At 70.9% G+C, this 6,250-nt stretch carries 7 protein-coding genes; 2 read left to right on the top strand and 5 right to left on the bottom strand.

Annotation, left to right across the window (positions count from 1 at the left end):
• Positions 1–517: 517 nt before the first annotated feature.
• Positions 518–1,546, top strand: coding sequence for a tryptophan--tRNA ligase (trpS, locus tag ACWC94_RS19430; protein ID WP_450797884.1), 1,029 nt, complete (start codon positions 518–520; stop codon positions 1,544–1,546).
• A 77-nt stretch (positions 1,547–1,623) separates the two neighbouring features.
• On the opposite strand, the gene proC is transcribed toward trpS, so the two are convergent.
• The 4 genes from proC to ACWC94_RS19410 all read right to left on the bottom strand — a co-directional run bounded on the left by proC (position 1,624) and on the right by ACWC94_RS19410 (position 5,017).
• Complete coding sequence (gene proC / locus ACWC94_RS19425; protein WP_450797882.1) at positions 1,624–2,436, bottom strand: pyrroline-5-carboxylate reductase; 813 nt, start codon at positions 2,434–2,436, stop codon at positions 1,624–1,626.
• Positions 2,437–2,526: 90 nt separating this feature from the next.
• Positions 2,527–3,300, bottom strand: a complete 774-nt coding sequence (locus ACWC94_RS19420) for an ABC transporter permease (protein WP_450797880.1) — start codon at positions 3,298–3,300, stop codon at positions 2,527–2,529.
• Entirely contained in the window at positions 3,297–4,079 is a 783-nt protein-coding gene (locus tag ACWC94_RS19415; protein ID WP_450797878.1) for an ABC transporter ATP-binding protein, read from the bottom strand. Before ACWC94_RS19415 ends, ACWC94_RS19420 begins: the two co-directional genes overlap by 4 nt.
• Positions 4,080–4,228: 149 nt before the next feature.
• On the bottom strand, positions 4,229–5,017 hold the full coding sequence (locus ACWC94_RS19410; protein WP_450797876.1) for a class I SAM-dependent methyltransferase: 789 nt from the start codon (positions 5,015–5,017) through the stop codon (positions 4,229–4,231).
• A 167-nt stretch (positions 5,018–5,184) separates the two neighbouring features.
• Between ACWC94_RS19410 and ACWC94_RS19405 the strand changes: the two genes are divergently transcribed.
• Positions 5,185–5,652, top strand: coding sequence for an SAM-dependent methyltransferase (locus tag ACWC94_RS19405; protein ID WP_450797874.1), 468 nt, complete (start codon positions 5,185–5,187; stop codon positions 5,650–5,652).
• A 56-nt stretch (positions 5,653–5,708) separates the two neighbouring features.
• Here the strand turns inward: ACWC94_RS19405 and ACWC94_RS19400 are convergent, their stop codons facing one another.
• Positions 5,709–6,233, bottom strand: a complete 525-nt coding sequence (locus ACWC94_RS19400) for an EamA/RhaT family transporter (protein WP_450797872.1) — start codon at positions 6,231–6,233, stop codon at positions 5,709–5,711.
• Between the last annotated feature and the right edge of the window lie 17 nt (positions 6,234–6,250).

Raw genomic sequence — 6,250 nt, 5'->3', positions numbered from 1 at the left:
TTTCCCTTTCCGGCGGTTCCGACTCTATCAGATCCTTTCGGTGTCTGACTCCCAGTCAGGGGGGTTGTCTTCCCGGCCGTTGGGCCGTTCCGACGAGTGAGACTTTAGCGGATTCCGTGCTCCCGAGCTAATCGGGGGCTGCGCCCTTTCGAACGCGGATTCCTCATTCCGAAAATACGCATGCGAAAACAGCCGACACCGGGGCGTCGATTGAGTGCTGGTACTTGCGGAGTGGCTGTCCGGGGACCGACCGGGGTCGGCGCTCACGTCGGACAACCCGGAGAACACTACGGACCGGGGTGAGGTGTGTCAACTCTTGTGTCGGGAGCACCCCGGAGGCGTACTCTGACCGGCATGACCACGCGTACGTGTACCCAGCTTTGGTGGGCCGCCTGACGGCGGCCGTACTCACGTATGCATCCAACGGCCGCCGCTTCGGCGGCCGTTCTCGTATCTCCTCCAGGACTCCGGGGGCCGGCCGCAGGAACGGCGGTCTCGATCAGGAGGTGGAGTGGAGATGACGCGGGTCTTCAGCGGGATTCAGCCGACCGGGCACCTGACGCTGGGCAACTACCTGGGAGCCATGCGCCGCTGGGCGGAGACGGACCAGCACCGGGCCGACTCGTTGTTCTGCGTCGTGGATCTGCACGCGCTGACCGTGGACCAGGACCCGGCGCGGTTGCTCAGGCTCAGTCGGCAGACGGCGACGTTGATGCTGGCGGCCGGGCTCGATCCCGAGGTGTGCACGGTGTTCCTGCAGAGCCATGTCGACGAGCACACGAGGCTGTCGTACCTGCTGGAGTGCGTGGCGACCGACGGTGAGATGCGGCGGATGATCCAGTACAAGGAGAAGACCGCGAAGGTGCGGGAGCGTGGCGGGACGGTGCGGCTGTCGCTGCTGACGTATCCGGTGCTGATGGCGGCGGACATCCTGGGGTACGGCGCGGACGAGGTGCCGGTCGGGGACGACCAGGTGCAGCACGTCGAGCTGGCGCGGGATCTGGCGGTGCGGTTCAACCAGAGGTACGGGCACACGTTCGTGGTGCCGAAGGCGACGCGTCCGGGGGTCGCGGCGCGGGTGATGAATCTGCAGAACCCGGCGTCGAAGATGGGGAAGTCGGACGACTCGGGCCTGGGCGTCGTCTATCTGCTCGACGAACCGGACGACGTGCGGAAGAAGGTCATGCGGGCCGTCACCGACAGCAGGCGGGACGTGGAGTACGACCGGGAGGGGCGGCCGGGGGTCGCGAATCTGCTGGAGATTCTCGCTGCGTGCACGAGTGGGAACCCTGAGTCACTGGCGGGCGTTTACGAGTCGTACGGCGCCTTGAAGAAGGACACCGCGGAGGCCGTGGTGGAGGTCCTCAGGCCCGTGCAGGCCAGGCACAGGGAGCTGTGCGCGGATCCTGCGTATGTGGAGGGGGTGCTGCGCGATGGTGCGGAGAAGGCGAGGGCGATGGCCCGGCCGACCGTCGATGCGGCCTACCGGGCGATCGGGTTGTTGCCGCCGCTGTTCGAGACGGAGATGAGCGCGGCCGGCCGTTAGTCCGGTCTGGCCTGCGGGTGCCGGTCGGGCGTGCGGGGGCGGGCGGCTGCCGGTGAGCCGTCGCCCCCGGCGCCGGGTCAGTCCTTCTTGCCGGAGGCGAGTTCGCGGCTGCGGTCGCGGGCGGCTTCGAGGGCGGCGATGAGGGCGGCTCGTACGCCGTGGTTCTCCAGTTCGCGGATGGCGTTGATCGTCGTGCCGGCCGGGGAAGTGACGTTCTCGCGGAGCTTGACGGGGTGCTCGCCGCTGTCGCGGAGCATCACGGCGGCGCCGATGGCGGACTGGACGATGAGGTCGTGGGCCTTGTCGCGGGGCAGGCCGAGCAGGATGCCGGCGTCGGTCATGGCCTCGACCAGATAGAAGAAGTACGCGGGGCCGGAGCCGGACAGGGCGGTGCAGGCGTCCTGCTGGGTCTCGGGGACGCGGAGGGTCTTGCCGACGCCACCGAAGATCTCCTCGGCGTGGGCGAGGTGCTGTTCGGTGGCGTGGCTGCCGGCGGAGATGACCGACATGGCCTCGTCGACGAGGGCCGGGGTGTTGGTCATGACGCGGACGACCGGGGTGCCCGCGGCCAGGCGCTCCTCGAAGAAGGAGGTGGGGATACCGGCGGCGCCGCTGATGACCAGGCGGTCGGCGGGGACGTGCGGGGCCAGCTCGTCCAGGAGGGTGCCCATGTCCTGCGGCTTGACCGTGAGGATGAGGGTGTCGGCGGTCTTGGCGGCCTCGGTGTTGCTGACCGGCGTGACTCCGTAGCGGTCGCGGAGTTCTTCGGCGCGTTCGGGGCGGCGGGCGGTGACCAAGAGGTCGGCGGGGGCCCAGCCGGCCCGGATCATTCCGCTGAGCAGGGCTTCGCCGATCTTGCCGGTGCCGAGGACTGCGACTTTCTGGCTCATGGGGTTCAGTCTGGCACCGGGCTCGAGAGGCGCGGTCGGTTTGTCCGGCAGGTGGAACGCCGGTGTGCGGGTGGGTGCGGCTCGGCACGCCTAGGCCGTCCGTCGCCTCAGCGTCGCCGCTCCCAGTCCCAGTACCAGTACCGCGCAGCCCGCCACGATCAGGACGTCCCTCAGGAAGGTGGCCGTCATGTCGCTGTGGTGCAGGACCTGGTTCATGCCGTCGACGGCGTACGACATCGGCAGGACGTCGGAGATGGCGGTGAGAGCGGGGTGCATGTCGGACCGGGGAGTGAACAGGCCGCAGAGGAGGAGTTGGGGAAAGATCACCGCGGGCATGAACTGGACCGCCTGGAATTCCGAGGCCGCGAAGGCCGAGACGAAGAGACCGAGGGCGGTGCCGAGCAGGGCGTCGAGGAGGGCGACGAGGAGGAGCAGCCAGGGGGAGCCGGTGACGTCGAGGCCGAGCAGCCACACGGCGAGTCCGGTGGCGAGGGCGGACTGGACGATGGCGAGGGCGCCGAAGGCGAGGGCGTAGCCGGCGATGAGATCGGCCTTGCCGAGGGGCATGGCGAGGAGACGTTCGAGGGTGCCGGAGGTGCGTTCGCGCAGGGTGGCGATGGAGGTGACCAGGAACATGGTGATCAGCGGGAAGATGCCGAGCAGGGAGGCGCCGATGGTGTCGAAGGTGCGGGGGCTGGCGTCGAAGACGTAGCGCAGCAGGATCAGCATCAGGCACGGGATGAGGAGCATCAGCGCGATGGTGCGCGGGTCGTGCCGGAGCTGGCGCAGGACCCGGGCGGCGGTGGCGGTGGTGCGTGAGGCGCTGAGCGCGCTGGTGGGGGCGGCGGGGGCGGTCGTAGTCATCGGGTCGTCTCCTGGGGGCGGGTCGTCTGCTGGGTGCGGTGTGCGGCGGCGGCTTCGTCGACGAGGTGGAGGAACGCGGCCTCGACGGTGTCGGTGCCGGTGCGGGTCCGCAGGGCGTCGGGGGTGCCGTCGGCGAGGATCTCGCCCTCGCGCATGAGGAGGAGGCGGTGGCAGCGCTCGGCCTCGTCCATGACGTGGGAGGAGACGAGGAGGGTGGCGCCGCGGGTGGCGGCGATGTCGTGGAAGAGGGTCCACAGGTCGCGGCGCAGGACGGGGTCGAGGCCGACGGTGGGTTCGTCCAGGACGAGGAGTTCGGGGGTGCCGAGCAGGGCGACGGCCAGGGAGACCCGGCCGCGCTGGCCGCCGGAGAGGTTGCCGGCGAGGGCGTCGGCGTGGCTGGTGAGGTCGACGTCGGTGAGGGCCCGGTCGGCTTCGTGGCGGCGTTCGGCGGCTGTGCGGCCGGGGTCGAGGATCGCGGCGAAGTATTCGAGGTTCTGGCGGACGGTCAGGTCGTCGTAGACGGAGGGGGCTTGGGTGACATAGCCGATGCGGCTGCGCAGGGTGGGGTGGCCGGCCGGCTGGCCGAGGACGTTCAGGGTCCCGGTGACCTTGGCCTGGGTGCCGACGATGGAGCGCATGAGGGTGGATTTGCCGCAGCCGGAGGGGCCGAGGAGGCCGGTGATCTGTCCGCGGGGGACGGTGAAGCGGAGGTGGTGCAGGACGGTGCGGGGGCCGCGGACGACGGTGAGGTCGTCGGCCTGGACGGCATAATTCATCATGCGATGAATAATTGGCCCGGCGGGCCTCGGCGTCAAGGGCGACGGCATGGAAAGCACGGGCGGTGGCACGGGAAAGCGGCGGCCGGGAGGGCGGCTGGGATGCCGTCCGCGCCCGACCGCCGCTGTCGTGTCTGTGCGGCAGCCCTGGGTCAGGGCTTGGTGGCGACGAGGAGGAGCACGTCGTAGGTCTCCTCGACGATGCCGTCCGGGAAGACCTTCAGCAGGTGGGCGCGCTCCTCTTCGAGGAAGGCGGTCCTGCACTCGGCGGGCGTGAGGAGGAACGCCGAGTGGCTGCCGATGTTGGCGAGATGGGTGTCGAGCGTGACGCGGCGGCTCCAGCGGACCACCCGGCGGCTGAAGCGGAGACGGCCACTCGGGTCGGCCAGCTCCGGGCGGCTGCCGTCCCGCTGCCGGGCGATGAGGTCCACGCCGAAGAAACCGCCGATCCGGACGGCGGCCTCGGCGATCCACTCGACGTCCAGGGCGTCGCCGTTCCACCACAGCGCCAGCGCGCCACCCGGCCGCAGCACCCGCAGCGCCTCCGGCACCGAACGGGCGGTGTCGGTCCAGTGCCAGGCCTGGGCGTAGGTGACGAAGTCGGCGTGTGCGTCGGCGACGGGGAGGGCGTTGCCGTTGCCGCGGACGACCGGGAGGTGCGGCAGCCCGCGGCGGAACTCGGCGGTCATGCCCTCGCCGGGTTCGACGGCGAGGACGTGGGCACCGCGGTCGTGCAGGAGGGCGGTCGCGATACCGGTGCCGGCACCGACGTCCACGACCCTGGCACCCGACAGGGACCGGCCGGCCAGCTCCTCGACGGTGTCGAAGAGGGCGGGCGGGTAGGAGGGGCGGTTCGCGGCGTACTGCGCGGCTGCGGCGTTGAAGGAGTGGGCGCGGTCCGTGGGCGAGGGTGTCGGTGAGGTGGGCGGTGTCGTGGTCATACGGACAAGAACACCACCGTCTCGGGCACCTGGCCTCCGTGTTGTACGCACTCCGCGCCCCCAAGGGCCGCCGCGGAGCGGGACGTTCGGCGTCGGCGGGGCGGGCGGTGCGGATAGCGTGGGGCGACGGTACTGGTGGGGCTGGAGTGCTGGGGAAGGGAGTCGGCGTGGCCGGGGAGATCGTGGTGCGACCGGTGGGCTGGGTCGTCGGCGGACGGGGGGATGTACGGGACGACGCGTGGGGTGGGGTCCGCGGAGTGATCCGGGTCGACGGTGACCGGTTCACGGCGGAGGCCCTGGCCGGGCTGGAGGACTTCTCCCATCTGGAGGTCGTCTATCACTTCGACCGGGTGCCGGAGGAGAGGATCGAGACCGGGGCCCGGCATCCGCGCGGCAACGCCGACTGGCCGAAGGTCGGCATCTTCGCCCAGCGCGGCAAGAACCGGCCCAACCGGATCGGGGTCTCGCGCTGCCGTGTGCTGCGGGTCGACGGTCTGGAGGTGCATGTCGAGGGGCTCGACGCGGTGGACGGTACTCCGGTGCTGGACCTCAAGCCGTACATGGCGGAGTTCGGGCCGCAGGGCGCGACCCGGCAGCCGCGGTGGGCCACGGAGATCATGAGCCGGTACTACTGACCTGGCGGGGACCGGCCCGGCTGGGCGGACGGGCTCCGGACCGGCCGGTGGGGGCGTCAGCGGCGGCGCTTCTTCTTCGAGGGGTTGCCGGTTCGCCGGGAGGCGCGGCGCGCGTACTCCTCGCGGGTCTTCTCGTACTCCTCGCGGTGCAGCTTCTCGCCGGGCGCCTCGGTGAGGGAGCGGAAGAAGTAGGCGAGGAGGGAGCCGACGAAGCCGATGGCGAGCAGGCCGCGCAGGGACGCCTGGCGCTGCGGGTCGTGCCGCTTGCCGAAGCCCTCCCAGGTGTTGCGGAAGGCGAGCGCGCTGCAGATCGCGAACATGGCGATGATCAGCACGGTCACGAAGGAGCCGGTGTCGGCGATCTGGATGCCCTCATAGGCGAAGCGGAGGACCAGGCAGGAGGCGACGGCCGCGGCGAGCGAGCCGACGGCGACGCCGGCGCGGCGGGCCGCGTAGCCGTGGTCGTGGTCCACCCAGGTGGTGCCGAAGAAGCGGAGGGGCTCGGGACGCGGGCCGCCGCCCGCGGTCGCGCCCTCGGGGGAGCCCGCCGGGGTGTCCGGGGTGCCGGTTTCGTCGCTCACGGAACGATTATGGCGCC

Source organism: Streptomyces sp. NPDC001135 (genome assembly GCF_053598395.1).
Note: the sequence above shows the minus strand (reverse complement) of the source record. Positions and strands in the feature narration are given on the sequence as shown.

What these genes read in the sequence shown, in the direction of transcription:
- ACWC94_RS19415 (WP_450797878.1), bottom strand. Translation starts at nt 4,079, where the DNA reads ATGATGAATTATGCCGTCCAGGCCGACGACCTCACCGTCGTCCGCGGC.
- trpS (WP_450797884.1), top strand. Translation starts at nt 518, where the DNA reads ATGACGCGGGTCTTCAGCGGGATTCAGCCGACCGGGCACCTGACGCTG.
- ACWC94_RS19410 (WP_450797876.1), bottom strand. Translation starts at nt 5,017, where the DNA reads ATGACCACGACACCGCCCACCTCACCGACACCCTCGCCCACGGACCGC.
- proC (WP_450797882.1), bottom strand. Translation starts at nt 2,436, where the DNA reads ATGAGCCAGAAAGTCGCAGTCCTCGGCACCGGCAAGATCGGCGAAGCC.
- ACWC94_RS19420 (WP_450797880.1), bottom strand. Translation starts at nt 3,300, where the DNA reads ATGACTACGACCGCCCCCGCCGCCCCCACCAGCGCGCTCAGCGCCTCA.